At 73.4% G+C, this 26,098-nt stretch carries 23 protein-coding genes; 16 read left to right on the top strand and 7 right to left on the bottom strand.

What is annotated here, in order from left to right; all coding sequences use genetic code 11:
* Positions 1-29 precede the first annotated feature (29 nt).
* The 14 genes from KZ813_RS18205 to KZ813_RS18140 all read left to right on the top strand — a co-directional run bounded on the left by KZ813_RS18205 (position 30) and on the right by KZ813_RS18140 (position 13,300).
* Positions 30-1,034 (top strand): phage major capsid protein, encoded by a 1,005-nt coding sequence (locus KZ813_RS18205; protein WP_219756408.1) that lies wholly within the window; start codon positions 30-32, stop codon positions 1,032-1,034.
* 244 nt (positions 1,035-1,278) lie between these two features.
* The gene (locus tag KZ813_RS18200; RefSeq protein ID WP_219756407.1) at positions 1,279-1,794 is read left to right on the top strand and encodes a head-tail connector protein; all 516 of its coding nucleotides are present in this window, start codon (positions 1,279-1,281) and stop codon (positions 1,792-1,794) included.
* A complete protein-coding gene (locus KZ813_RS18195) occupies positions 1,791-1,979 on the top strand; it encodes a hypothetical protein (protein WP_219756406.1) in 189 nt (62 codons plus the stop codon). The genes KZ813_RS18200 and KZ813_RS18195 overlap by 4 nt, the downstream gene beginning before the upstream one ends.
* Positions 1,976-2,368: a tail completion protein gp17 gene (gp17, locus tag KZ813_RS18190; protein ID WP_219756405.1), complete on the top strand. Its 393-nt coding sequence runs from the start codon at positions 1,976-1,978 to the stop codon at positions 2,366-2,368. The genes KZ813_RS18195 and gp17 overlap by 4 nt, the downstream gene beginning before the upstream one ends.
* 708 nt (positions 2,369-3,076) lie before the next feature.
* Entirely contained in the window at positions 3,077-3,478 is a 402-nt protein-coding gene (locus KZ813_RS18185) for a phage major tail protein, TP901-1 family (RefSeq protein WP_219756404.1), read from the top strand.
* On the top strand, positions 3,475-3,789 hold the full coding sequence (locus tag KZ813_RS18180; RefSeq protein ID WP_219756403.1) for a GTA-gp10 family protein: 315 nt from the start codon (positions 3,475-3,477) through the stop codon (positions 3,787-3,789). Before KZ813_RS18185 ends, KZ813_RS18180 begins: the two co-directional genes overlap by 4 nt.
* On the top strand, positions 3,786-4,082 hold the full coding sequence (locus tag KZ813_RS20525) for a phage tail assembly chaperone (RefSeq protein ID WP_219756402.1): 297 nt from the start codon (positions 3,786-3,788) through the stop codon (positions 4,080-4,082). The genes KZ813_RS18180 and KZ813_RS20525 overlap by 4 nt, the downstream gene beginning before the upstream one ends.
* A complete protein-coding gene (locus tag KZ813_RS18170; protein WP_219756401.1) occupies positions 4,075-4,632 on the top strand; it encodes a tail tape measure protein in 558 nt (185 codons plus the stop codon). Before KZ813_RS20525 ends, KZ813_RS18170 begins: the two co-directional genes overlap by 8 nt.
* Positions 4,632-6,911, top strand: a complete 2,280-nt coding sequence (locus KZ813_RS18165; protein WP_219756400.1) for a DUF2460 domain-containing protein — start codon at positions 4,632-4,634, stop codon at positions 6,909-6,911. Before KZ813_RS18170 ends, KZ813_RS18165 begins: the two co-directional genes overlap by 1 nt.
* Positions 6,908-7,711, top strand: coding sequence for a phage/gene transfer agent baseplate hub protein (locus KZ813_RS18160; RefSeq protein WP_219756399.1), 804 nt, complete (start codon positions 6,908-6,910; stop codon positions 7,709-7,711). Before KZ813_RS18165 ends, KZ813_RS18160 begins: the two co-directional genes overlap by 4 nt.
* Before the next feature lie 254 nt (positions 7,712-7,965).
* Positions 7,966-8,343 (top strand): peptidoglycan endopeptidase, encoded by a 378-nt coding sequence (locus tag KZ813_RS18155; RefSeq protein WP_219756398.1) that lies wholly within the window; start codon positions 7,966-7,968, stop codon positions 8,341-8,343.
* A 752-nt stretch (positions 8,344-9,095) separates the two neighbouring features.
* Positions 9,096-11,186, top strand: coding sequence for a GTA baseplate fiber-binding domain-containing protein (locus tag KZ813_RS18150; RefSeq protein WP_219756397.1), 2,091 nt, complete (start codon positions 9,096-9,098; stop codon positions 11,184-11,186).
* Positions 11,187-11,554: 368 nt separating this feature from the next.
* On the top strand, positions 11,555-12,055 hold the full coding sequence (locus tag KZ813_RS18145) for a DUF2793 domain-containing protein (protein WP_219756396.1): 501 nt from the start codon (positions 11,555-11,557) through the stop codon (positions 12,053-12,055).
* 120 nt (positions 12,056-12,175) lie between these two features.
* A complete protein-coding gene (locus KZ813_RS18140) occupies positions 12,176-13,300 on the top strand; it encodes an OmpA family protein (protein WP_219756395.1) in 1,125 nt (374 codons plus the stop codon).
* Positions 13,301-14,118: 818 nt separating this feature from the next.
* Here KZ813_RS18140 and KZ813_RS18135 read toward each other — a convergent pair.
* The 5 genes from KZ813_RS18135 to KZ813_RS18115 form a co-directional block, all read right to left on the bottom strand.
* Positions 14,119-14,334 carry a hypothetical protein gene (locus KZ813_RS18135; RefSeq protein ID WP_219756394.1) on the bottom strand — a complete coding sequence of 72 codons (216 nt, stop codon included), beginning with the start codon at positions 14,332-14,334 and terminating at the stop codon, positions 14,119-14,121.
* 221 nt (positions 14,335-14,555) lie between these two features.
* Positions 14,556-17,369, bottom strand: a complete 2,814-nt coding sequence (locus tag KZ813_RS18130; protein ID WP_219756393.1) for a TonB-dependent receptor — start codon at positions 17,367-17,369, stop codon at positions 14,556-14,558.
* Between the two features lie 210 nt (positions 17,370-17,579).
* Positions 17,580-18,113 carry a translation initiation factor IF-3 gene (infC, locus tag KZ813_RS18125; protein ID WP_132910175.1) on the bottom strand — a complete coding sequence of 178 codons (534 nt, stop codon included), beginning with the start codon at positions 18,111-18,113 and terminating at the stop codon, positions 17,580-17,582.
* 83 nt (positions 18,114-18,196) lie between these two features.
* Positions 18,197-18,541, bottom strand: coding sequence for a hypothetical protein (locus KZ813_RS18120; protein WP_219756392.1), 345 nt, complete (start codon positions 18,539-18,541; stop codon positions 18,197-18,199).
* A 94-nt stretch (positions 18,542-18,635) separates the two neighbouring features.
* Positions 18,636-19,262: a retropepsin-like aspartic protease family protein gene (locus tag KZ813_RS18115; RefSeq protein WP_219756391.1), complete on the bottom strand. Its 627-nt coding sequence runs from the start codon at positions 19,260-19,262 to the stop codon at positions 18,636-18,638.
* Between the two features lie 253 nt (positions 19,263-19,515).
* On the opposite strand from KZ813_RS18115, the gene thrS reads away from it, so the two are divergent.
* Positions 19,516-21,501 carry a threonine--tRNA ligase gene (gene thrS / locus KZ813_RS18110; RefSeq protein ID WP_219756441.1) on the top strand — a complete coding sequence of 662 codons (1,986 nt, stop codon included), beginning with the start codon at positions 19,516-19,518 and terminating at the stop codon, positions 21,499-21,501.
* Between the two features lie 49 nt (positions 21,502-21,550).
* Here thrS and KZ813_RS18105 read toward each other — a convergent pair whose 3' ends face one another.
* Together KZ813_RS18105 and KZ813_RS18100 are read right to left on the bottom strand one after the other, a co-directional pair.
* Positions 21,551-22,249 carry a hypothetical protein gene (locus KZ813_RS18105; RefSeq protein ID WP_219756390.1) on the bottom strand — a complete coding sequence of 233 codons (699 nt, stop codon included), beginning with the start codon at positions 22,247-22,249 and terminating at the stop codon, positions 21,551-21,553.
* On the bottom strand, positions 22,246-23,451 hold the full coding sequence (locus KZ813_RS18100) for a toxic anion resistance protein (protein ID WP_219756389.1): 1,206 nt from the start codon (positions 23,449-23,451) through the stop codon (positions 22,246-22,248). The genes KZ813_RS18105 and KZ813_RS18100 overlap by 4 nt, the downstream gene beginning before the upstream one ends.
* Before the next feature lie 165 nt (positions 23,452-23,616).
* Between KZ813_RS18100 and KZ813_RS18095 the strand changes: the two genes are divergently transcribed.
* Positions 23,617-26,013, top strand: a complete 2,397-nt coding sequence (locus KZ813_RS18095; RefSeq protein WP_219756388.1) for a TonB-dependent receptor — start codon at positions 23,617-23,619, stop codon at positions 26,011-26,013.
* Positions 26,014-26,098: the final 85 nt, after the last annotated feature.

Genomic DNA, 26,098 nt, shown 5'->3' with positions numbered 1-26,098 from the left:
ACCACCGCTTCACACCGAGGAGACCGACCATGACCGACACCGTCGACGCGCGCCCGCTGCTGGAGGGCGCCCGGCCCGAGGGCGACGCCGCCTTCGCGCGCTACATCCGCACCGGCGCGACGCTGGAGACCAAGGCCTTCACCGGCGTTACCGGCGAGCAGGGCGGGGTGGCGATCCCCTCCGAGCTCGATGCCAGGATCGACGCCCAGCTCGTCAGCTTCAGCCCGATCCGCGCCATCGCCAACGTGGTCCAGGTTGGCAGCGCGGGCTATCGCAAGCTGATCACCAGCGGCGGCACGCCCTCTGGCTGGGCGGGCGAGACCGACCCGCGCCCGGTCACCGCGACGCCGATCTTCCACGAGCTGGTCCCGCCCCACGGCGAGCTCTACGCCAACCCCAGCGCGAGCCAGGCGATGCTCGACGACGCGCTGTTCGACAGCGAGGCGTGGCTCGCCGACGAGATCGCGACCGAGTTCGCCAAGGCCGAGGGCGCCGCCTTCGTCACCGGCAGCGGGCTGGGCCGACCGCGCGGTTTCCTCACCGCGCCGGCGAGCGCGGAGGGGGACGGCGCGCGCGCCTTCGGCACGCTGCAATATCTCCCCAGCGGCGCGGCGGGCACCTTCGCGGGCGACCCCGGCGAGCGGCTGATCGACCTCGTCCAGGCGCTGCGCGCGCCCTATCGCCAGGGCGCGTGCTTCGTGATGAACGCGGCCACCGCGGCGCTCGTGCGCAAGGTGAAGACGCGTGACGGCCAGTTCCTGTGGCAGCCCGGGCTGGCGGCGGCGCAGCCCGCGACGCTGCTGGGCTATCCGGTGGTGGAGGCGGGGGACATGCCCGACGTCGCGGCTGGCAGTGCGGCGATCGCGTTCGGCAACTTCCGGCTGGGCTATCTGATCGCCGACCGCGGCGACACCGCGGTGCTGCGCGACCCGTACAGCAACAAGCCCTTCGTCACCTTCTACGCGACGCGCCGGATCGGCGGCTGCGTGAGCGACAGCGACGCGATCAAGCTGCTGAAGTTCGTGGAGAAGTGAGGGGCTAGATCCTCCCCGCCTGGCGGGGAGGGGGCGCCTTGAGGGGCCGGTCGGTCGAGTTCGGCAAACCCAGATCCTCCCCGCAGGGCGGGGAGGGGGACCGGCCGCAGGCTGGTGGAGGGGGCTCTCCCCCCGGCGCACCGGCCCGTTTGCCAAAGCCCCCCTCCGCCACGCCGCTGCGCGGCGCGTGCGGGCTCTGGCGTGCCGGGAAGGATCAAGTTCTACCCACATCAGGAGACCCGTCATGCCGATCCTCAGCGGCGCGCCCGGCACGGTGGCGCTGGGCGAGGGCGATCGCGCCGCCGCGCTCGCCGCGCTGCGCGCCGAGCTGCGCGCCGCCGCCACCGACGACGACCCGCTCGCGCTCGCCATGGTCGAGACCGCGCTCGGCGCCGCCGAATTGTTCCTGGGCGAGGTGCTGATCGCGCGCGCGCTGGTGGCGGCGCTGCCCGCGCGCGCGGGCTGGCAGCCGCTGCCGGCACGCCCGGTACGCCACGTCGAGGCGCCCCTCGCCGCGATGGTCGACATCGACGCGGAGGGCACCGGCTGGGTCCGCACCGCCGCGCCGGTCGAGATCACCTTCACCGCGGGGCGCGCGGGCGACTGGGCCGGCCTGCCGCCCGCGCTGCGCCACGGCGCGGTGCTGCTCGCGGCCTATCTCTTCGCCGACCGCGGCGGCGCCGCGCCGCTGCCCGCGGCGGTGACGGCGCTGTGGCGCCCGCACCGAAGGGTGCGGCTGGTGGCGGAGGCGCGCGCGTGAGCGGCGCGGTGGAGCGCGTCGCGGCACGGCATGTCGCCGCGACGAGCGCGCGGGTGGCGGCGCGGCTGCGCGCGCTGCTGCCGGGCGCGCGCGTCGAGCTGGTGGACGCGGGCGTGGCGGTGAGCGGGCGCGGGCTGGTGCGGCGCTGGCTCGCCGACGCGCGGCTCGGCTGGTGGCGCGCGTGAGCGCGGCGGAGGGCGCGAGCGCGGCGCTGCGCGCGGCGGCGCTGGCGGCGCTGCGCGGCATCGGCGTGACGCGCGTGTTCGACGGCACCGCGCCGCGCGCGGCCGTGCCCTACGCGCTGCTGCGCGAGCTGGCCGCGACCGACTGGGGCTGCACGACCCACGACGGGCGCGAGCTGCGGCTGGGCGTGACGATCCGCGACGAGGGCGAGAGCGGCGCGCGCGCCGAGCGGCTCGCGGCGGCGGCGGAGGCGGCGCTGCTCGCGCTGCCGCCGCTGGCGGCCGCGTGGCAGGTGGTGAGCGTCGCGCCGCTGCGGCTCGCGCTGGTGGCGGAGGCGCCGGCGCGCTGGGCCGCGCTGGTCGACGTCCGCGTGCGGATGCTGCGGGTGTGAGGGGGAGAGGAGCGCCGGCGCCCGGCCGGGTCGGACCGTGCGGGCGGCGTGCGGTCCTCGTGCGGTTCTCGTGCGGCTCTCGTGCGTCCCTCGTGCGTCCCTCGTGCGTCCCTCGTGCGTCCCTCGTGCGTCCCTCGTGCGTCCCTCGTGCGTCCCCGTCCCGTATGACCTCCCCTTCTCCCGTCAAGGGGCCCTCCTCCCGTCGATCGCCATTCTCCCGTTGATCGCCCCTCCTTTCGTCATCCCCGCGCAGGCGGGGATCCACACGCGCGGGTCTCACGATCGAGGAGCGGGGGGAGTGGCTCTGCCTCCTATTCTCCGCGTGCCCGGCGGAGGAGGCTTCGGCGCCGATGTCGCCGCAGGAGCCCTCGCGTCGGCGCGTCTGGATCCCCGCCTGCGCGGGGATGACGGGAGAGGGGCGGGGATGACGGGAGGGAAGGCGGAGACGTCGGCGCGAGACGGCAGCGACACGCGGACGCACACGCCACAGCGAGGCGGCAGCGACACGCGCGCGCTTCCGCCACAGCGAGGCGGCGGCGACACGCGCGCGCTCACACCACAGCGAGGCGGCAGCGACACGCGGACGCTCCCGCCGCGGCGAGTCCGCCGGTCGCGGTCGCGTACCTGACCGACGTCATCGCGCCCGCCGCCCCCGCCCGCCGCGCGCACCCCCGAACGACCCCATCACCATCAACCAGGAGAACCGACATGGCAGCGGAGAGAGGCAGCGCGTTCCTGCTCAAGGTGGCGGACGGCGGCGGCGGCCATCGCACCGTCGCGGGGCTGCGCACCACGCAGCTCAGCGTCAACGGCGAGGCGGTCGCGATCACCAACAAGGACTCGGGCGGCTGGCGCGAACTGCTCTCCGGCGCGGGCGTGCGCTCGGTCAGCGTCGCCGCGGCGGGCATCTTCACCGGCTCCGCCGCCGAGGCGCGGGTGCGCGCCAGCGCGCTGGCGGGCACGCTCGACGACTATAAGCTCACCTTCGAGAGCGGCGAGGCGCTGGCCGGGCGCTTCCTCGTCACCAAGCTCGACTATGCCGGCGACTACAACGGCGAGCGCAGCTACACGCTGGCGCTGGAGAGCTCGGGCGCGGTGGCGGCGGCATGAGCGCCACCGCCAACCCGGCGCGCGGCGAGGCCGCGGTCCGCGTCGCCGGCGAGACATTGGTGCTGCGCCCGAGCTTCGCCGCGCTGGTCGCCGCGGAGCAGGAAGTGGGGCCGCTGTTCGCGCTGGTCGAGCGCGCCGCGGCGGGGCAGCTCGCGCTCGGCGAGCTGGTCGCGCTATTCTGGCACTGCCGGCACGACTGGCCCGCGGCGCTGACGCGCGACGCGCTCGGCGAGGCGCTGGTGGCGGGCGGGCTCGCCGCCGCCACGCCCGTGCTCCACGCGCTCCTGCGCCAGGTGCTCGCGGGACGATGAGTTGGCCTGGGAGCGGGCCTGGGAGCGGGCCCGGGAGCGGGCCTGGCAGCGGGCCTGGGAGCGGAGCGAGCAGCGAGGCTTGGTGCGGGCCCGGGAGCGACGCCACCTTCGCGGGGGCGGCGACTCGGCTCGCCGGCCTCGCCGCGCTCGCGCTCGGCTGGCGCCCCGACGACTTCTGGCGCGCGACCCCGGCCGAGCTCGCCGCCCCCGGCGCCGCGCTCGCGCCCGACCGGCCGCGGCCCCCCGACGCGGCGCTGCGCGCCCGCCTGCAGGAGATGTTCCCCGATGGATGAGGAGATCGAGCGGCTGGTGATCGGCGTGCGCGCCGACACCGCCGGCTTCGCGCGCGACCTGGACACGATGCGCGGCCAGGTCGAGGGCCCGTTCGCGCTCGGCGCGGCGCGCGCGGGGCGCGGGCTGGAGCACGCGCTGCTCGAGGCGGTGCGCAAGGGCAAGCTCGGCATGGACGAGCTGCGCGGCGTCGCGATGGGGGCGATGGACGCGGTGGCGCGCGCCGCGCTGCGCGACGGCGTCGCCGGCGTCACCGGCGGGGGCGGCGCGACCGGGCTGCTCACCGGGCTGCTCGGCGGGCTGTTCGGGCTGGGCCACGGTGGCGGCGGGCGCCAGCGAGGCGCGTCGGCGATGCCGGCCGCGTGGCCCGCGCCGGGGTGGCCTCCGTCCGGTGGGCCAGACGGAACCCCGACCTCCGCGCCGTCGCGACGCGGCGGCCTGCGGCTCGCCATCACGGTCAACGCGCACGCGGGCGAGGCGCCGCGCGCGCTGGAGCGGTCGGCGCGGCAGGTGGCGCGCGCGGTGCGCGCCGCGCTCGAGGAGGCGGAGTGATGCCCTATTGGCTCGCCGACGCGCGCGCGGAGCAGGCGACCGACTGGCTGACGCGCTTCGACCCGCGCTACTGGACGGTCAACTTCCCGCGCCCGATGATGGCGGCGGCGACCAACCCCGCGGCCGACGTGCTGCGCGTCGACGCGGTGTTCTACCGCCGCGACGATCTCGCCGGCATCATCTGGGAGAGCGAGGACCGCCACGACCATCCGCTGCTCGGCTACGACACCGCGCGCGACTATCGCGCCTGTCGGCTGCGCTTCCGCTGGCGTTCCGCCGGGGTGCGCGCGCTCGACCAGGTCGACGGCCCGACGCTGACGATCGAGGGCCGCGACGCCGCCGGCACGCCGCGCGCCTGGTACGTGCGGTTGTGGAACTACGCGCGGGGCACGCCCGAGGACGCCGAGGTGACGCTCGACTTCGCCGCGCTCGACGCGGGCTTCGCGCTGCCCGCGGACCGCGATCCGGTGTGGGCGGGGGACGTGGACCGCCTGTTCGTCTCGCTGGTCGCGCCGGGGTACGACCGCAGCGCCGCCCCGCTCGACGCGCCGGCGGAGGGCTGGGCCGAGCTCAGCGCCATCACCGTCGACGGCGCGGGCGCGGTGCTGGCGATCGGCGACGTGATCGTGCCCGCGCACGACCTGCGAGTGGCGAGCGGCTACGATGACCATTACCACCTCACCCCGGCGCGGCTGCTGCGCAACGCGCTCCAGCTCGGCTATCGCGGCGCGATCGACCAATACGTCGGGATGAGCCACTATTTCCGGCTCGAGGCGGTCGGCGCGGGCGCGGGCACGCGCTGGCTGGTGAGCCGCCGCGGCGGCACGCTCAACGCACCCTGCGCCGCCTGGCACGCCGATCTCGCGCGGCGCGCGGCGCAGCTCGGCTACGACCTGATCTGGTCGCTCTCCTACGAGCTGCTCGACCGCCACTGCTGGGACGATTGGAAGCAGCGCGCCGCCGACGGCACCCCCGCGCTGACCGGCTGGGACCCGCCCTCGACCCTGCTGTCGCCGACCCACGCCGGCGCGATGGACTATCTCCACGCGGTCGCGCGCGCCTTCGTCGCGATCGGCGCGGGCGCGGGGCTGGCGCCGCGCTTCCAGGTCGGCGAGCCGTGGTGGTGGATCACCGCCGACGCGCGACCGTGCCTGTACGACGAGAGCGCGCGCGGCGCGCTCAAGCCGGTCGCGATCCCCTCGCTGCGCGGCGCGCTCGACGCCGCGCAGCTGGCGACGCTCGACCGCGCCGCCGCCGCGCTGGCGCGCTCCACCGCGGCGCTGCTGGCGGCGGTGCGCGGCGACTGGCCGGGGTGCGTGACCTATCTGCTGATCTACCTGCCAACATTGCTCGACCCCGCGATGCCGGGCGCGCGGCGGCTCAACCTGCCGGCGGACTGGGCCGCGCCCGCGTTCGACTGGCTCCAGCTCGAGGACTATGACTGGGTCACCGCGGGCGCGACCGGGGCGAGCGAGCGGGGCGCGGCGCTGGTCGGCGCGACGCTCGGCTATCCCGCGGAGCGGCAGGAGTATCTGTCCGGCTTCGTGCTGCGCGCCGACGACCGCGGCGAATGGGCGCCGATCCTCGACGCCGCAGGAGCGGCGCGGCGGCGCGGCGTGGCGGCGCGCTATCTCTGGGCGCTGCCGCAGGTGCTGCGCGACGGGCTGGTCTATTGGCAGGGGGAGGACGAGATGGACGCGTTCGACGACGTGCTGTTCCCGCTCGCTTTGGGGCGCGAGGCCGAGGTGGCGCCGGGCTTCTCCACCGCGGTGACGACCAGCGCGGGCGGGCACGAGACTCGCACCGTCGCCTGGGCCGAGGCGCGCACGCGCTACGACGTCGGTCCGGGCGTGCGGAGCGAGGCCGATATCGCGCTGCTGCTCGCCTTCTACCGCGCGCGCCAGGGGCCGGCGCGCGGCTTCCGGCTGCGCGACCCGTTCGACTGGCAGGCGCGCGAGGTCGTGCTGGGGCACGGCGACGGCGCGACGCGGCGCTTCGCACTGGTGACTCGCTACGGCGACGCGACGCGGCGGATCACGCGGCCGGTAGCGGGGAGCCTGCGCGTCGCGGTGGCGGGGGCGGCGAGCGCGGCCTTCACGCTCGAGCCGCTCGGCGTGATCGTGATGGACGACGCGCCCGCGGCGGGAGCGGGGGTGACCGCGTCGTTCGACTTCGACGTGCCGGTGCGCTTCGCCGAGGACCGGCTGAGCGTCGCGCGCGCGACCTATCTGGCGGGCAGCGCGCACAGCGTGCCCGTGGTGGAGCTGCGCGAGGCATGAGCGACCGATTGCTGGCGCTGGCTTTGTGCTGGCGGCTCGAGCGGCGCGACGGCGTCACCCTGGCGCTGACCGCGCACGACCGCGACCTCGTGGTCGACGGGCTGGTCTATCGCGCCGCGCCGGGGATGACGCCCTCGGCGGTGGCGCTGGGGAGCGGGCTCGACGCCGACACGATGGCGGCGGAGGGCGCCTTCACCGCCGCCGCGATCACCGCGCGCGACCTCGCCGACGGGCGATGGGACGGCGCGCGCGTGGTGTGTCTCGCGGTCGACTGGAGCGAGGCGCGCGCGGCGCCGCTGCCGCTCGGCGAGGGGCGGATCGGCGCGGTGACCGCGCGCGACCGCGACTTCACCGCCGAGCTGAGCGGCGCGCAGGCGCGGCTCGACCGCCCCGCGGTGGAGCTGACCGCGCCGACCTGCCGCGCCGAGCTGGGCGATCGCCGCTGCCGCGTGATGATGGCGGCGCGGCGGCGCTTCGCGCGCGTGGCGGCGGCGGCGGGGACGGCGGTGACGCTCGACCGAGAGGAGCCGGTCGCGGGCGCCTATGCGGGGGGCGTGCTGCGCTGGTTCGGCGGCGACAACGGCGGGCTGGTGAGCGCGGTGGCGGCATCGGCGGGGGCGGGGGTGACGCTGGAGCAGGCACCGCCGCACGCGGTGGCGGCGGGGACGCTGGTGGAGCTGGTGGAGGGCTGCGACAAGTTGCTCGCGACCTGCGCGGGGCGCTTCGGCAACGCGGTCAACTTCCGCGGCGAGCCCTATGTGCCGGGGAACGACCTGCTGATGCGGTATCCGGGGGCGTGAGCGGCATGGGGGAGTCGGTCGAACCGGTGGGATCGCCGCGATGTCTAAGCTCCCCAGATCCTCCCCGGGACGGGGAGATGGCAGGCCGCAGGCCTGACGGAGCGGGGCTTCCGGCAACGCGGGGCCGCGTGGAGAGCCCCCACGACCACCGCACTACGCTTGATGTGCGGGCTCCGGCCTGCCAGCGGCACGCCGGGATGGGGTCCGGGGGACGGCATCTCGCCCGCACGCCCCCTCCCCGCGAGCGGGGAGGGTTGTACGTCCTCGGCGCCGCGCGCGCGCTGGTCGGCGTGCGCTTCCGCGCGCAGGGGCGTGACCCCTCGCTCGGGCTCGACTGCGTCGGGGTCGTCGCGGTGGCGCTCGCGCGCGCCGGGGCCGAGGTGACGCTGCCGCGCGACTATCGCCTGCGCCGCGGCACGCTGCCGTCGCTCGCGCTGCCGCCGGGGCTGCGCGCGTGCGACGGCGAGCGGCCGGGCGACGTGCTGCTGCTGCGCGTCTCGCCGGCGCAGCTCCACCTGGCGGTGCGCGGCGAGCGCGGCGTGATCCACGCCGACGCGGTCGCCGGCCGCGTGGTGGAGCGACCGGGCGAGGCGCCGTGGCCGCTGGTGGCGGCGTGGCGCTGGCGCGGGTGAGGTCCGAGGGGTGACCCGCGGCCCTCTCGTTCCCCGGCATGGGCCGGGGCCGCGTCGGGAAGCGATGCTGGGAGGCCGAGGCGCTCCGGCGCCCTCATCCTTCCCACCCCGGCGGACGCTGGGGTCCGGTTGGGGAACGTCCGTGAGTCCCGGGCCGGCCTTCCCACCTGGGCCCGGGCGTCCGCCGGGGCGGGGCGTGGGGAGCGTGGCGCCTCGCCCACGATCGGCTCGCGCGGGCGACGTCGCACCGCGCCCATCCCTCGACCGACCACCCCGGCGGAGGCCGGGGTCCAGTCGGGGAACGTCCGTGAGTCCCATGTCGGCCTTCCCACCTGGGCCCCGGCGTCCGCCGGGGCGGGGCGTGGGGAGCGCGGTGTGTCGTCCACGATCGGCTCGCGCGGGCGACGTCGCACCGCGCCCATCCCTCGACCGACCACCCCGGCGGAGGCCGGGGTCCAGTCGGGGAACGTCCGTGAGTCCCACGTCGGCCTTCCCACCTGGGCCCCGGCGTCCGCCGGGGCGGGGCGTGGGGAGCGCGGCGCCTCGCCCACGATCGGCTCGCGCGGGCGACGTCGCACCGCGCCCATCCCTCGAGCGACCACCCCGGCGGGGACGCCGGGATCCCGGTGGGCAACGAAGGTTGATCCCGGGCCCGTCTTCCTCCCGCGTCGCGGTCTCCCCGGGCACGCGCGCGGGCCTGTCGTCGTACCTCACATCCGCGCCGTCTTCGCAGCCCCACGGAGAAGCCCCGCATGGCCACGCTCGTCCTCTCCACGCTCGGCCGCGCGGTGGGCGGGCCGGTCGGCGGCGCGATCGGCGGACTGCTCGGCCACCAGCTCGACCGCGCGCTGTTCGCGCCGCGCCACCGCGCCGGCCCGCGGCTGGCCGAGCCCCGCGTCCAGACCGCCGCCTATGCCACGCCGCTGCCGCTGCTGTTCGGCGTGACGCGGGTGAGCGGCACGTTGCTGTGGTCGACCGAGCCGGCCCCCGCCGCCCAGGCCGCGCACGGCAAGAGCGGGCGCGGCGGCGCCGGCTACACCGCCTCGCTCGCGGTGGCGCTGTCGGCGCGCGCGATCCTCGACGTGCGGCGCATCTGGGCCGACGGCCAGCTGCTGCGCGGCGCCGCGGGCGACTGGAAGAGCGCGACGGGCTTCCGCCTCCACCGCGGCACTGAGGACCAGCTGCCCGACCCGCTGATCGCCGCGCACGCGCCGGACGCGCCGGCGTTCCGCGGGCTGGCCTATGCGGTGTTCGAGCAGCTCCAGCTCGCCGACTTCGGCGGGCGCGTGCCGTCGCTGTCGTTCGAGGTGGTCGCCGACGCCGCGCCGGTGCGGGTCGGCGACGTCGCGCGCGCGATCGGCGCGGGCGCGATCGTCGGTGCCGGGCCCGACGCCACCGTCGACGGCTATGCCGCCGGCGGCGACAGCGTCGCGGGCGCACTCGCGCCGCTGGCGAGCCTCACCGGCGGCTGGTTCGTCGCGGTGCCCGGCGGGGTCGCGCTTGCCGACCGCTGCGCGGTCACGCTGGCGCTCGACGACCCGATCGCGCGCGAGACGCTGCGCCGCCCGGTCGAGACCGCGCCGCGCGCGGTGACGGTGGCGCATTACGACGCCGCGCGCGACTATCAGGTCGGCGCGCAGCATGCGCGGCGCGGCGGCGCGGGCTGGCGCGAGGAGATGGTCGAGCTGCCCGCGACGGTGAGCGCGGCGCGCGCCGCGGCGCTGGCGCGCGACACGCTGCGCCGCGCCGAGCGCGCGCGCGTGTCGCGGACCGTGACGCTCGACGCGCGCGCACTGGCGGCGCGGCCCGGCGCGGCGGTGCGGCTCGACGGCGAGGCGGCGGCGTGGCGGGTCACGCGCGCGCGCTACGAGCAGCACGCGGTGACGCTCGAGCTCGCCGCGCTCGACGACGCGCCCAGCGCGATCGCGCCCGCGGACGCGGGGACGGCGCGGCGCGCGCCCGACGTCGCGATCGGCGCGACCGTGCTCCAGCTCGCCGAGCTGCCCCCGCTCGACGAGGCCGCGCCCGCGGTCGAGGGCGTGACGGTGTTCGCCGCGGGCACCGCGCCGGGCTGGCGCCGCGCCGCGCTGCTGGTGAGCGACGACGCCGGGGCGAGCTGGCAGGCGGCGGGCGACACCGCGCCCGCGGCGGTGATCGGCGCGCTGGCGGCGCCGCTCGCGCGCGCGCCGGGGACGCTGGTGGACCGCCACGGCACGATCGAGCTGCTGCTCGCGCACGACGACATGGTGCTGGAATCCTGCGCGCCGCGTGCGCTCGACCGCGGCGCCAACCTCGCGCTCGTCGGCGACGAGCTGGTGCAGTTCGCCGACGCGCGCCAGCTCGCGCCGCGGCGCTGGCGGCTGTCGACGCTGCTGCGCGCGCGGCGCGGCAGCGCGGCGGCGGCCTGGGGCGTGGGTACGCGCTTCGTCCTGGTGGAGCGCGCGACCCGCGTGACGGTGGCGCCGCCGGGCGCGCGCGCGGGCGACACGCTGCGCGTGCTCGCCGCCGGCGTGGGCGATGCCGCGCCGGTGAGCGCCGAGCTGACACTCGACGGCAGCGCGCTGGCGCCGCCGTCGCCGGTGCACCTGCGCGCGCGCGCCGCCGCGGACGGCGCGACGCTGCTGACCTGGACCCGCCGCAGCCGCCACGGCTGGCGCTGGGACGCGGCACCGGTGCCGCTCGGCGAGGAGCGCGAGCTGTATGTCGTGACCCTCGACGGCGCGCGCCGCGTCACGGTCCAGGAGCCGCGGCTGCTGTTACCGATAGGGCACGGCGCGCGGCGCGTGGCGGTTCGGCAACAGGGGACGCTGGCGCTCTCGCGGCCGACGATGCTGGAGTTGTGAGGGTGCGGCGCACCGCGAGTGAGAGAAGGTCGATCGCGCGGAGACGCGGAGGCGCAGGGAGCGCGGTTGTCCGCGGTAGCCCCCTGTCGCATCTCGTCGGGAGCGGGCGCGAGACGCTGGCCGCACGCGCGACTCCTCCGCGTCTGCGCGCCTCCGCGTGAACCATCTCACCGCGCGCCGACGCGGCGGCGCCGACGGTCCAAGCGAAGACGTTCGTTCACAAGGAAATCGCGGCGAGGGTGCGCGTGCCCCGCCGGTCCGCCGATCGCGCGGAAGCGCTGCCGCGCGGGCTCCCTTCTTCGCGTCCTCGCGTCTTCGCGTGAACCCACCTTCCTCCCCTCGCCCGCCACCAGCAGGAGACATCACCCATGAGCGACGACACGACCGCGCGGCTGGCGCTGCCGCTGCTGGTGAGCGGCCAGGCGCACAAGGAGGAGACGCACAACGAGGCGCTCGCGCTGATCGACCTCGCGCTGTGCGGCGCCGTCGAGGCCAGCGGCGTCGACGCGCCCCCCGAGGCGCCGCTCGCGGGGCAGTGCTGGATCGTCGGCACCGCGCCGCGCGGCGCCTGGGCGGGGCAGGCGGGCGCGCTCGCCGGCTGGACCGGCGCGGGATGGCAGTTCGTCGCGCCGCGCGAGGGGTTGCGCGCCTGGGACCGCGCGCGCCAGCTGGTCGTCGCCCACACCGCCGGCGGCTGGGAGAGCGGCACCGTGCGCGCCGCGCGCGTGCTGGTCGAGGGACAGCAGGTGGTCGGCGCGCGCGCCGCCGCGATCGCCGATCCGGGGCAGGGCGAGGGGGATGCCGCCGCGCGCGCCTGCCTCGCGCAAGTGCTCGCAGCACTGCGCGCGCACGGACTTATCGCGCGCTGAGCGCAGGCGGCGGTGTTGTAATCGCGCAACAGCACCCAGGATTTGTCAGCTTGTTCGGAAACCAACATCCCGATAGTGAGTTTGCGCTGTCCGTAGTGACACCATGGAAAGGGGATTATGATGCGTAAGCTAGCCATGATCATGGCGCTTGCCTCCACCGCCCTCGCCACGCCCGCGCTCGCGCGCGACAAGGCGTGGTACGTAGGCGTGGAAGGCGGCGCGATGATCGTCGAGGATATCGATTGGGATATCACCGGCTCGACGACTTCGCTGACCGGCACCGGTACGACCGACTCCAACTACGGTTGGGACGTCGACGGGATCATCGGTTACGATTTCGGTCCGTTCCGACTGGAGACCGAGGTCGGCTATCGCCGCGCGACGGTCGACAGCTTCCGGACCACGGCCGGTGTGCCGATCAGCGGCACCGCGCAGCTGCCGGCGGGCACCTATGACAATGTCGGCGGCCGTACCTCGGCGCTCAGCTTCATGGTCAACGGTCTGCTCGACTTCGGCGAGGACGACGGCCTGCAGGGCTTCGTCGGCGGCGGCGCCGGCGTGGCGCGGGTCCAGGCCCGCCTGAACCCGACCAACTCGTACACGCTGCTCGACGACTCGGACACGGTGTTCGCCTGGCAGGCGCTCGCGGGTATCCGCGCGCCGCTCAGCGACCACCTCGACGTCTCGCTGAAGTATCGCTTCTTCAACGCGGACAACGTCGAGCTGTTCGACGCGCGCGGCAGCTCGTACGACGGTCGCTTCCGGTCGCACAGCCTGCTCGGCGGCGTGACCTACAACTTCGGCGCACCGGAGGAGGCTGCTCCGCCGCCGCCGCCGCCGCCGCCGCCGCCGCCGCCTCCGCCCCCGCCGCCGCCGCCGCCGCCCGAGGTGGTCTGCTCGCCGGGTCCGTTCATCGTGTTCTTCGAGTGGGACAAGTCGGACATCACCCCGGAGGCCGCGTCGATCCTCGACAACGCCGTCACCCAGTACCAGAACTGCCAGAACGCGCAGGTCATGCTGGCGGGTCACGCCGACCGCTCGGGTTCGGCCAAGTACAACGTGGGGCTGTCGCAGCGCCGCGCGGACTCGGTCAAGGCGTATCTGACCTCGAAGGCGATCCCGGAGAACGTGATCAGCACCGAGGCGTTCGGCGAGAGCCGCCCGCGTGTCGACACCGCCGACGGTGTCCGCGAGGTGCAGAACCGCCGCGTGGAGATCACCTACGGTCCGGGCGCGGGCCAGTAAGGTCGATCGCTTCGGCGAACGAGACGGGGAGGTCGGCGCGAGCCGGCCTCCCTTTCTCGTTGTGGGCGGTGCGGGGAGGGCACGGGCGGTCCGGCGCTCGTCGACCAGGGACAGGCGACGTCGGGGCGACCGCGAGTGCGCGCGCGGCCGGCTGAGCTGCCAGCATGGCTTCCCCGCCGTGCGGCCGGCGCGGCGCTCCGAGACGGTCAGGCTATGATCCTCTGTCGGGACCGGCGGCGTGCTCCGGCGTGAGCGGGCGTGCAGGGGCGCGAGAGCTATTCCCGTGGACCTGGGCTCCGGCGTGCGCCGGAGCACGGTGGGTTCGGAGGACGTAGGCTTCGGCTCATGTCGTCTGGACCAGCGGCGTGCTCCGGGGCGAGCGGGCGTTCAGGGCCACGAGCGCTGTTCCCGCGGCCCTGGGCTCCGGCGTGCGCCGGAGCACGGTGCGACACGGAGGGCGTAGGCTTTGAACCCCGTCGGCTAGATTAGCGGCGTGCTCCTGCGCAAGCAGGAGCCCAGGGCCCCGGGCGCTGTCCCCACCGCCCTGCGACCCGGCGTCCGCCCAAGCACGGTACAGCTTCTACGCGCGCGAGCATGAGACCATGGGCGCTCGGTACGTGGACGGGCGCGCACGGCGGCGTCGACGCCAGGATCAAGCCGCCTCACTGCCCCAGGTGAACGTCGCGCCGCCGATCATCCGCGCGGGCGGGCGCTCCCACGGCGCGTCGAGGCGCGCTCGCGATCCCCGATCGGTCCTTCGCCGAGGCGACCCTCAGCCGCGGTTCGACGCGCGCGACGTCACCGGCCGCCCGCGCCGCTCAATAGGGCGCGCAGGCGCGGCGATGGGCATGGCCCTTGGGCGTGAGCACGAGATGGCCGAGGCGCTCGCGCACGAGGCCCTCGCGCATCATCCAGCCGATCGCGTCGGGGTGCTGGCCGCGCGAGACGATGAGGGTGCTGCCCGCGCTGCGCGCGGTCCAGAGGATCTGTTCGAGCTGCTCGGCCAACGACTGGCCGAGAACGTCCACGTTCATCGTCTCACCCCCACGGGCGCTCGGGCGACTTGCCAATTTATTCTATCGCAAGAAGCCCCTAGTCAGAACCGATTCGCCGATGTTGACGGCGGATCATTAACCCAATTTGACGAAGATAAGGTTAATAGATTCGACAAGAACGCCGCGGGGCGAGTGAGTCGAGCGACGGATCGAGCCGCCGCCGCCGCCCCGCCCCGCGGGGACGGCAAGTCGAGCCCCGATCAGAAGCGGGTCCGCAGCGTCACGCCATAGGTGCGCGGCTCGGCGAGGAACGACGAGAACAGTTGATTGCCGACCCCGCCGAAGCTGCGCACCTGCTCGAGGCTGCCCGCGCCCTGGAACGGCGTGTTGAAGGCGACCTGCTGATAGTCGGTGTCGAGCAGGTTCTGCGCCCAGACCTCGACCGCCCAGCGCTCGTCGCGCCCGCGCAGGCCGAGGCGCGCGTTGACCAGGGTGAAACCGTCCTGGATCTTCTCGGCGAACAGGTCGGAGCCGGTGTTATAGTCGGACGAGGTGCGCTGATCGACGTAGAACAACGCGCTCATCCCGCTGCCACCGATCGGCGGCGTCCAGCTCAGCGAGGTGGTGATCACGTTGCGCGGCGCGTTCGAGATCTGCGCGCCGGAGAGCAGGAACAGCGCCGGGTCGAGCGCGGCGCCCGCGTCCGACCCTACCAGATTGTTGCGATATTTGGTCTCCGCCAGCGTATAGCCCATCGCGAAGGCGAGGTGCTCGACCGGGTAGATCCCCGCCTCGAGCTCGATGCCCTGGCTGCGCACGCCATATTTGACGTCGCCGGTGCAGACGCCGGTGGCCGCGCTGGCGTCGCGGTCGGCGCCGTTCAGGCTGTCCGAGCAGGAACCGATATTCTCGACGACATAGTTGGTGCCGTTGAAGGTGTTGAGCTGGAAGTTCTTGAACTCCGAGCGGAACGCCGCGGCGTTGAAGGTGAACTGCCGGCTCGAATATTTGAAGCCGATCTCATAGGCGTTGACCGTCTCGGGATCGAAGCGCAGACGGCCCGCGTCGATGTTGGCGATCGTCGCGGGGTTGTAGGCGTCGCCGAGGTCGGAGCGGTCGAGGTTGTAGCCGCCCGCCTTGTAGCCGCGCGAGTAGCTGGCGTAGGTCATCAGCCGGTCGCTCGGCTTCCAGCTCAGCACCGCGGTGCCGGTGAACTGGCTCTCGCTGAAATCGTCCGCGATCTGCCTGCCGTTGAGCGCGGCCGAGCTGTTGCCGGTGCAGGCGAGCGTGGCGATGCCGCGGGTCAGCGCGGCGAGCTGCGCGTTGTTGAACAGATTGCCCGCGGGGCCCGCGCCGAGCAATGTCTGGATCTGCGGGCAGACGGTGTTGTTGTTGCCGAAGCTGGCGTCGAACTTCTTGCGCTCGTGGGTCCAGCGCAGGCCGCCGGTGAGCGAGAGCGTGTCGGTCAGCTTGAGGATATTGTGCGTGAAGACCGCGAAGCTCTTGCTGTCCTGGTTATATTCGTCGCGCGTGGTGCCCAGGTCGTTGAGCGTCCCGAGCAGCCGGATGTTGGCGAGCAGCAGCGGCGTCGCCGCGCCGAACGCGGGCGTCGTCCCCGGTACCTGGCCCGACAGGATCGCGCTGCCCGCGGCGCTGAGGCAGCCCGGGTTGGCGGGGTTGCGCAGCGCGGCATTGGGGTTGATCGTCGCGACGATGCGGCACGCCGCGAAGGCGCCATAATCGCGGCCGAACTTGAGGTTGTCGACGACCTGCAGGTCTTCCTTGCTGTAGAAGCCGCCGATCAGCCAGTTGAGCCGGTCGCCGAAGGCCTCGCCGTTGAGCCGCAGCTCCTGGGTGAAGGTGTGGAACTGACGGTAGTTGTTGCCGTCGTTGGGGCGGTAGCCGATGTCGAGCACGTTATAGTCGATGTCGCTCGCGCCGTCCGACTTATACTCGCGATAGGCGGTGATCGAGGTGAGCGAGGCGCCGCCCAGGTTCCAGTCGATCTGGCCCGAGCCGCCGTAATCCTTGGTGACGTTCGAATAGGCGCGGCCCGGGGTGTTGGCGATGCGGCGGCTGTACGGGTCACCGACGCTCGGGAAGACCGAGCCCGCGGGATAGCCGCGCAGCGCGGCGAGCGAGGTCATCACGCTGACGATGCGGTTGCCCGCGGGGTTGATCGCATAGTCGCCGGGTGCGCCCGGCGTGGGATCGATCTTCTCGCGCGTGTCGACATAGACCGCGCCGCAGCATTTCTCGTCGCGCCTCGTGTAGTCACCGATCAGCCGCAACGAGAAATTGGACGAGGGCTCGAGCAGCAGCTGGCCGCGGACGAAATAGCGGTCGCGGTTGTTATAGTCGGTGTCGTTGGCGACGTCCTGGTAGAAGCCGTCGCGCTTCTGCCACACGCCGTCGACCCGGAAGGCGAGCACGTCCTTGATGATCGGCCCGGTCAGCGCACCCGCGGCGCGATAGAAGTCGTAATTGCCGTAGGTGCCCTCGGCATAGCCGCCGAAGTCGAACGACGGCGCCTTGGTGTAGATGTTGATCGCGCCGGCCGAGGAGTTGCGCCCCGACAGCGTGCCCTGCGGGCCGCGCAGCACCTCGATGCGGTCGACCTCGCCGAGATCGTTGAGCCCCGAGCCGGTGCGGCTGCGATAGACGCCGTCGATGAACACCGCGACCGAGCTCTCCAGCCCGGGATTGTCGCCGACGGTGCCGACGCCGCGGACGCGCGCCGAGGCGTTGGCCTCCGAGCCGGTCGAGGAGACGTTGAGCGAGGGGGCGAGCTGCGCCATCTGGCGGATGTCGGTCGCGCCCGAGTTCTGCAGCGCCTGCTGGCTCACCGCGTTGATCGAGATCGGCACGTCGGCGAGCCGCTCGGAACGGCGCGTGGCGGTGACGACGATGTCGTTGGCGTTGAGCTCGCGCGTGTCGCCGGCCTGGTCGGCGGTGGTGTCGCTCTGACCGTCGACCGCGGCGTTGCTGGTCACCGGGCTGGCCTGCTGCTGTGCCAGCGCGGGGGCCGCGACGATCATCGCGGCCGACGACAAGAGGATGTTGCTCAGTCGCATGGCGTCCCTCTCCCAAGGTCCTGTTCTCCCGACCCCCGTTTTCGAAGGTTCGGTATTGGGAAGAGCTTAGCGTACACCCATGCTTCGTCTAGCGCTTTCGTGCCCGACGCGGTGATTTTCAATAACGGGTGTGGAGCGCGCGCAACGCCGGCGCGGCGCGACGCTACGGCAAGCTGGCGGGCCGCGGCGTCGCACCGCGGCCCGAGCGGCTCACTTGGGGGCGAGCACCATCAGCATCTGGCGGCCTTCCATGCGCGGGTAGGCCTCGACCTTGGCGACCTCGGCGACCTGCTCGGCGACGCGCTGGAGCACGTTCATGCCGAGCTGGCCGTGGCTCAGCTCGCGACCGCGGAAGCGCATCGTCACCTTGACCTTGTCGCCCTCCTCGATGAACTCGACCACCTTCTTCATCTTGGTGTCGTAATCGTGGTCGTCGATGTTCGGACGCATCTTGATCTCCTTGATCTCCTGCGTCTTCTGCGACTTGCGCGCGAGGTTGGCCTTTTTCTGCGCCTCGTACTTGAACTTGCCGACGTCGAGGAACTTGGCGACGGGCGGATCGGCGTTGGGGGACACCTCGACCAGGTCGAGCCCCACCTCGCGCGCCTGCTCCATGGCCTCGCGCGTGTACATCACGCCCAGGTTCTCACCCTCGTGGTCGATCACGCGGACCTTGGGGCTCTGAATCCACTCGTTGAAGCGGGGCCCGTTCATCGGTGGCGCCTGCATCGGCCGGCGCATCATGGGGGGACGTATAGGTAAATCTCCGTTGGCTGTGCTGCCGGCCAATATAAGGGAGAATGCGCGCGTTTAGAAGGGGCGCCGGATCATCGCGGCGCGGGCGGCCGCGCCGGCGCGTCGAGGATGCTGCGCGTGGCGCGATCGCGGTTGTCGATCTCGGCGCGCGCCGAGTCGGACAGGCCGCCGGCGCCGGCGTAGCGCTCGGCGATGGCCTCGTTGACGCCCACCTCGGCCTCGGCGCGGCGGGCGTCCCCGCGGGACAGGCGACCGGCGCGGCGCTCGCGCGCGATGCTGTCGCGCGTGGCGGAGAGGTCGGGCGCCACGCCCGAGTCGATGCGCGGCGTCGGCGCGATCGGCGCGGGGCGCTGCGCCGCGGCGGGGGCGGCGAGCGTGAGGGCGGCGAGCGCGGTGAGGACGTGGATCGGTCGCATGGACGCTTCTCCGGCTGGGCGCGGGCCTGTCCGGTCCCTCCTAGCGCACGCGCGACCGCGGCGTAAGCCGCCCCGCCCAGCTCGCTCGCGTACGCTATGTCGCCTGCGGGTGATGCGGCGTGAGGATCAGCGTCCGCCCCTCGACCCGCCACGCGCTCAGCCGCGACAGGAAGTTCATCCCCACCACGTCGATGTCGCCGAACGCGGGCGACACCACCACCGCGAGGTCGCGCGCCACCACGTTGCCGAAGCGCAGCTCCGCCAGCGCGCCCGTGTCGGCGCGGATCGTGCCGTTGGCGGTCTTGAGCAGCAGCGGGAAGGTCGCCGGCCTCACGGCCACTCCCGCCGCCGCGGCGGTGGCAGGCGACAGCGCGGTGATCGTCGCGCCGCTGTCGACCAGCAGCCGCCGCTCCACCGCGGCGCCCGGCGGCCCGAGCCGCGCGCGCACGTAGAAATGGCCGTCGGGGCTCATCTTGACCCGGGTCTCGCTGCCGGAGACCTGCTGGCTCTCGACGTCCAGGGCGGCGGCGACGCGGCCGAGCCAGGGATCGAAGCGCTCGCGCTCCACCATCACGGTATAGAGCAGCACCGCCAGACCGCCCCACACGGCCAGGCTCACCAGGGTGCGCAGCAGCGGCACGCGCCGCGCCACGATCGCCGCCACCAGCAGCGTGCCCAGCAGCAGGTAGAAGTGCGGGTTGGCCGAGACGTCGACGGGCATCGCGCCGATATAGGGACGCGCCGGCCGCGGATAAGCCCGCGCTGGCGCCGCGCCGCGAGCGCCGCTATATCGGCGTGACCATGCGTACGGCACCGCTCACTACTAGCGTCCCGGCGCGGCCCGCGGCCGGCGCGCGCGTCCCTCGCTGACGCGCCCCGCCGCCCGCGCCACGCCGGGCAGGCCCCCTCTTTTCTACGCTCTAGGCGCGCTTTAGGGCGTGCCCCACGGTTCTCGCAGGAAGATACTCATGGACATGCTCTCGATCACGCTGCCCGACGGTTCGGTCCGCGAGGTAGAGCCGGGCACCACGCCCGCGGCGATCGCCGCCGCGATCGGGCCCGGGCTGGCCAAGGCCGCGATCGCCGCGCGCGTCGACGGCGAGCTGCGCGACCTGTCGCGCCCGCTGACGCAAGACTCGACGCTGGCGCTGGTGACGCAGCGCGACGAGGCCGAGGCGCTCGAGCTGGCGCGGCACGATCTCGCCCACGTCCTCGCCGAGGCGGTGCAGCACCTCTTCCCGGGCACGCAGATCACCTTCGGCCCCGCCACCGACGACGGCTTCTACTACGATTTTGCGCCCAAGGACCGGCCGTTCACCGACGAGGACCTGCCCGCGATCGAGGAGGAGATGCGCCGCATCATCGCGCGCAACGAGCCGTTCACGCGCGAGGTGTGGACGCGCGAGCAGCTGATCGAGACGTGGCAGCGGCAGGGCGAGACCTTCAAGGCGGAATGGGCCGCCGAGCTGCCCGACCATGAGGAACTGACGATCTATCGCCAGGGCGAGTGGCTCGACATGTGCCGCGGCCCGCACATGCCGACGACGGGGCGGCTCGACCCGCAGGCGTTCAAGCTGACTCGCGTCTCGGGCGCCTATTGGCGCGGCGACCAGAAGAACGCGATGCTCAGCCGCATCTACGGCACCGGCTGGCTCAACAAGAAGCAGCTGGACGCGCACCTCCACATGCTGGAGGAAGCGGCCAAGCGCGACCATCGCCGCATCGGCCAGGACATGGACCTGTTCCACCTCCAGGCCGAGGCGCAGGGCTCGGTGTTCTGGCATCCCAAGGGGTTCGTGCTGTGGCGCCAGCTCGAGGCCTATATGCGCCGCCGGCTCGACGCCGCCGATTACGCCGAGGTGAAGACGCCGCAGCTGATGGACGCGCGCCAATGGGAGCAGTCGGGCCACTGGGGCAAGTATCGCGAGAACATGTTCGTCGTCCCCGACGAGATCCCGAACACCGAGGACGAGGGCGCGATCGTCACCGGCGAGGGCGACCTGATGGCGCTCAAGCCGATGAACTGCCCGGCGCACGTGCTGATCTTCAAGCAGGGCATCAAGAGCTATCGCGACCTGCCGATCCGCATGGCGGAGTTCGGCTGCTGCCACCGCAACGAGCCGCACGGCGCGCTCCACGGCATCATGCGCGTGCGCCAGTTCACCCAGGACGACGCGCATATCTTCGTGCGCGAGGACCAGTTGGTCGAGGAGGTGCGCCGGTTCTGCGAGCTGCTCGACAGCGTCTACCGCGACCTCGGCTTCGAGGATTATGCGGTGAAGCTGGCGCTGCGCCCCGACAAGCGCTTCGGCGACGACGCGATGTGGGACATGTCGGAGCAGGAGCTGCGCGACGCGGTGCTCGCCTCCGACCTGCCCGAGACGATCAAGGCGAAGTTCGAGGAGCTGCCCGGCGAGGGCGCCTTCTACGCGCCCAAGCTGGAGTTCCACCTCACCGACGCGATCGGGCGGACGTGGCAGGTGGGCACGATCCAGTCGGACCGCGTGCTGCCCGAGCGGCTCGACGCCAGCTACGTCGGCGAGGACGGCCAGCGCCACCGCCCGGTGATGCTCCACCGCGCCATCCTGGGCACGTTCGAGCGCTTCATCGGCATCCTGATCGAGCATCACGCCGGGCGCTTCCCCTTGTGGCTCGCGCCGGTGCAGGCGGTGGTGGCGACGATCGTCTCCGACGCGGACGATTATGCCGCCGAGGTGGCGGCGGCGCTGCGTGCGGCGGGCATCCGGGTGGAGACGGACACGCGCAACGAGAAGATCAACTACAAGGTGCGCGAGCATTCGGTCGCCAAGGTGCCGGTGCTGCTGGTGGTGGGCAAGCGCGAGGCGGAGGAGCGCAAGGTCGCGCTGCGCCGGCTCGGCAGCCAGGCGCAGGAAGCGCTGACGCTCGACGCGGCGGTGGCGATGCTGCGCGAAGAGGCGACCTCGCCCGACCTGCGGTGACGGCGCGGACCGGTCGGCGCGGTACCGCGTCGACCGGCCCGATGCCGCCTCACTCCGCCTCGTATCTGATCTCCAGGTAACGCCGCTTGGTCGCCAGCGCGTCGAGGTCGCCGCGGGCGAGCTCCTCGCTGGTCGCGGCCAGCTCGCGCTCGATCACGCCGAGCCCCTCGACCAGCTGCTGGTCGGGCGTGCGGCCGTTGCGCGCGGTGCCGCGCAGGCCCGGCGGGACGCGGGCATAGTCGCGCACGAAGTCGGGCAGCTGCTCGCCGATCAGCCGGCGCATGTCGGCGGCGGCGGGGCTCGCCTCGTCGAGCGCCGCCAGCTGCACGCCGAGCGTGTCGAGCCGCTGCTCGATCCGGTCGACCACCGCCAGCGCGGGCGCGGGCAGCGACGGCCGCTGCGCGTCGAGCCAGCGCGCGGTCTGCGCCGGCAGCGCCTTGAGCTCGGAGCGCGCCAGTCGCTCGGGGGTCGGCACCGGCGTCGCGGGGGCGAAGGCGATCGCCAGCGTCGCCGCCAGCATCAATGTGATCGTCGCCACGCCGCCGAACAGCCCGACGCCCAGCAGCGCCGCCGCCAGCAGGATCGCGCCGTTCACCGCCGCGATCAGCGCCAGCCGCGCCTTGGCGCCGCCGCGTCCGCGCCGCGGCCGGCGCTGCACCGTCAGCACGCCGCGCCCGCTCACCCGGTCCGCCGCGGCGCGCGCGCCCGCGATCGCGGCGTCGGTGTCGTGGCTCGGCGGCAGCGTCACAGCGCCTCCAGCTTGAACTGCTCGGCCGGGCTGGCGACGCTGTTGCGCGCGGCGCCCTCGGCGCGCGCGATATAGCCGCGGGACTTGTCGACCTCGCGCCCCAGCGTCTCCACCGTGCTCTTCATCGTGTCGAGCGACTTGAGCTTGAACGTGTCGATCGCGTCCATCGTGTCGTAGATGTTCTGGAAGGCGCGCTGCAGCGTCTCCAGCGGGATGGTCGAGGCGGCGGCCTGCTCGTGGATCGCGGCGGTGTTCTGGCGCAGCAGCTTGCCGGTCGAGTCGATCAGCCCCGCGGTGGTGGCGTTGAGCTGGGTGACCTGCTCGAGCACCAGTTTCTGGTTGGTCAGCGCCTGCGCCACCGTCACCGCGGTGCGCAGCGCCGCCACGGTGGTGGTGCTGGCGCGGTCGACGCCCTTGATCAGCTCGACGTTGTTCTTCTTGACCAGGTCGAGCGCGAGATAGCCCTGCACCGTCACCGCCATCTGGGTGAGCAGGTCCTGCGTGCGCTGGCGCGCGTAGAACAGCGCGGTCTCGCGGATCGCCTTGGCCTTGGCGGGATCGGTGGCGTCGAGCTCGTTGGCCTTGTCCTCCAGCCGCGCGTCCATCGCGCGCGCCAGATGGATCATCTGCTCGAGCCGCCCCATCGACGCCCATAGGTTGGCGCGCTCGGTGTCGATCGCGGCATTGTCCATCAGCAGCTCGTCCTTGCCCGAGCCGAGGCTGCGCAGGATCGCGGCGATGTGCGTCTGGCTGCTCTTATAGCCGTCGAAATAGTCGCGCATCTTCGAGCCGAACGGGATCACGCCGAACAGCTTCTGCGGCCTGGAGAGATTGCCGCGGCGGCCGGGGTCGAGCTGCTCGACGGTGCGGCGCAGCTCGGCGAGGTCCTTGCCGACGCCCGCCTCCTTGTCCAACGCGCGCACCGGGCGGTCGAGGAAGCGGTTGGACTGGCCCGCGGCGTCGCGGATCTCCTTCTGCCCCATCGCGGTGATCGCGTCGACGCGCTTGCCGAACTCGGGCGAGTTGACGTCCTCGGCCAGCAACTGGTCGACGAAGGCGTCGACGCGCTTCTCCAGCTCGCCGCGCGTGCCGGGATCGACGGGCACCAGCCCGGCGGCGCGCTCGCTCGGGACCGCGGGGACGGGATCGGGCGGGGTCAGCGTCAGCGCCGGCTCGGTCTCGGTACCGGGGGAGGTCGCCATGCTCGTCTCCTTCGTGCGTCGCGCCTTTGTCCCTCGCCGGCGCGCGATGTTCAACTGTGTTGTTCATGTAATACGCCGTCGCGGCGCTGTCGAGCCGGCGCCGCCACGTATGTGTCACGAAAGGTCGGTAGCGCCGGCCACATACGGGGAAACAGGGGTATCATCATGTCGCGCCAGCTCGGCGGCGGTCTCGCCGCGCTCCTGCTGCTCTCCGTCGCGCCCGCGGCGCTGGCGCAGGCGACCGCCCAGCCCGAGGGGGACGCCGGCGACGACGTGATCGTCACCGCGCAGAAGCGCGAGCAGCGGATCGAGGACGTGCCGCTCACCGTCACCGCGGTGACCGGGCAGCGCATGGCCGATCTCGGGGTCAACTCGCTGAGCGAGATGGCGCTCTACGTGCCGGGGCTGCGCATCCAGGAGCAGAGCGCGAACAACCCCGGCTTCGTGATCCGCGGCATCACCTCGGACTCGGGCTCGGCGCAGCAGGGCGCGCGCGTGACGCTCTATTACAACGGCGTCGACATCTCGCGCTCGCGCGGCGCGTACCAGGACCTGTACGACATCGAGCGGATCGAGGTGGTGAAGGGCCCGCAGGCGACCTTGTTCGGCACCGCCGCGGCGGTGGGCGCGGTGTCGATCGTCTCGGCGCGGCCGCGCCCCGGCACCGAGGCGGGGGTGACCGCCTCCTACGGCAATTACGACCGCACCCAGGTGTCGGGCTATCTCAACCTCGGCGGCGAGACGCTCGCCGGGCGGTTGGCGTTCGCGTACAAATATCGCGACGGCTACGTCCGCAACATCGCGGGCGACCGCGACGTGCCCAACCAGGACCAGGGCCGCGTCGACCAGAACGATCTCAACGGCCAGGACCAGCGCGGCGTGCGCGGCTCGCTGCGCTGGACCCCGTCCGACCGGGTCACCGCCGACCTCGTCCTCACCTATGACGGCCAGCGCAATCCCGGCACCGCTTTCAAGAGTCGCGCCTTCGCGCCGACCGGCGGGCAGACCGGCGACTATGGCGCCGCCGAGCTGTCGGGCTCGCCCTACAGCGCCGAGGTGCTGGGCAAGCGCAAGCTCGGGCTCGACCGCGACGTCTATGACGCCAACCTCAGCGTCTCGGTCGAGCTGGGCGAGGGGGTCAGCTTCACCACGGTCAACGGCTATCGCAGGTTCGACTCGCTCGAGGTGTTCGACGCCGACGGCGGGCCCGCCTGGTACCTCGAGTTCGCCGAGGACGCGCACGGCGACCAGTGGAACCACGAGAGCCGCTTCAATTTCACCGGGGACCGCTACCGCGCCGCGTTCGGCTGGAACGTCTTCCACGAGAACGGGCTGCAGCGCGTGCCCTTCTCGACCGAGGAGGGCACCTATCTCGCCTGCTCGGTGAGCCCGACGCTGGCGCCGGTGCGGCGGCTGATCGCGGCGGCGGGCTTCCCGACCGGCACCGCCTGCGTCGCCGCCGACGGCACCGTGCCGGTGAGCGGCGTGACGCGCGCGTTCACGCGCGGCGCCGCGACCCAGCTGCCCTACGCGTCCGAGTTCACCAATTACGGCAACAACGACGCTTACTCCGTCTTCGCCGACGCCACCTGGCTGCCGACCCCCGCGCTGGAGTTGACCGCGGGCGCGCGCGTGCTGATCGAGGATCGCGAGTCGGGCTACAGCTCGGTCCAGCCCAACTCGGTGCTGCTGGCGTCCGCCGGGACCTTCCTCAGCCTCACCGGGACGGCGAACACCGGCGGGCGCGAGTTCGTCGCGTCGCAGAGCTATGCCGCGATCCTGCCGCGCTTCAACGCGCTGCTGCGCGTCGCCGACGGGCTCAACCTGTACGGCACGATCAGCAAGGGGCGACGCTCGCCGGTGGTCCAGCTCGCCGCGCGCAACGCCGGGACGGGCGCGTCGCCCGACGTCGTCCCCAGCCTCCAGCTCGTGCCCGAGGAGAATGTGTGGAACTACGAGGGCGGGGTGAAGGTGGCGCGCGCCGGGCTGAGCGGCACGCTGTCGGTCTTCTACCAGGCCTATGACGGCTTCCAGGTGACCCAGGCCCAGGCCGACGGGACAAGCCGGACGGTGAGCGCCGGCTCGGCGAAGAACCTCGGGGTCGAGCTGGAGGCGACCTGGGCGCTCAGCCGCGCTGTCTCGCTGTTCGGCAGCTTCGGCTATCTCGACGGCGGCATCGGCGACGACGCCGCCAACGGCGTGTTCGCGGGCAACCGCTTCCGCCTCCAACCGCGGGTGATCGCGGCGGGCGGCGCGACGCTGCGCGTGCCGCTGGGCCAGGGCATGACCTTCTACGCGACCCCCTCGGCGACGTACCAGAGCGAGGTGTATTTCGAGCTGCCCAACCGCGCGGACATCAGCCAGGGGGGCTATACGCTGGTGAACCTGCGCGCCGGGGTGGAGTTCGCCGCGGGGCGCTATCGGCTCGGCGGTTTCGCGCGCAACCTGACCGACCGGCGCTATCTGATCGACGCGGGCAACACCGGCGGCGGCTTCGGCGTGCCGACGTACATCCGCGGCGAGCCGCGCTTCTACGGCGTGGAGCTGGCGGCGCGGTACTGAGGGCGCGGCGCTCGCGTGATGCGAGCGGCGACGGCTGACCCGTCCCGCGCCCACCACCATGCTGCGGGCGCGAAGGCTGGCGCCC

The organism is Sphingomonas folli (genome assembly GCF_019429525.1).
GTDB classification, from domain to species: domain Bacteria; phylum Pseudomonadota; class Alphaproteobacteria; order Sphingomonadales; family Sphingomonadaceae; genus Sphingomonas; species Sphingomonas folii.
This window is presented reverse-complemented; position numbering and strand designations above follow the sequence as displayed.